The organism is Massilia eburnea (assembly GCF_009720745.1).
Lineage (GTDB): Bacteria > Pseudomonadota > Gammaproteobacteria > Burkholderiales > Burkholderiaceae_D > Rugamonas > Rugamonas eburnea.
The window spans coordinates 1-289 of the sequence record NZ_WNKX01000089.1 but is presented as its reverse complement, the minus strand read 5'-3'; the positions used below and the strand labels follow the sequence as shown (position 1 = coordinate 289).

The following is a 289-nucleotide window of genomic DNA, read 5'->3' as shown; positions in this document are numbered from 1 at the left end:
TTCGCGCTGTTCAGCCACTGCATGGGTCTCTAGCCGATTCATTTCTTGCTGGCGCATATCCTGCAGGGCGGCCAGGCGGTTACTCCATGCTCTTAGCTGGCGTTGCTCCAGCGAGGGGGCATCCCAAGCGGCTGGGGCCATGGCAGCGCAGTAACGGGCGATCAATGCTGCATCGACCTGGTCGTTCTTATTTCGGATGTTCTCACTTGCGCCAAAGCTCTTGATGCAATTGGGATTGACCAGGCTGACTTTGATCCCTTTGTCGAACCAGTATAGGGCAATTGGCTCG

At 56.4% G+C, this 289-nt stretch carries 1 protein-coding gene; it reads right to left on the bottom strand.

Translation table 11 applies throughout. From position 1 onward, the window contains the following. Positions 1–289: IS110 family transposase (locus GM658_RS28690; RefSeq protein ID WP_155457519.1), on the bottom strand; the 289-nt coding region annotated here is incomplete at both ends.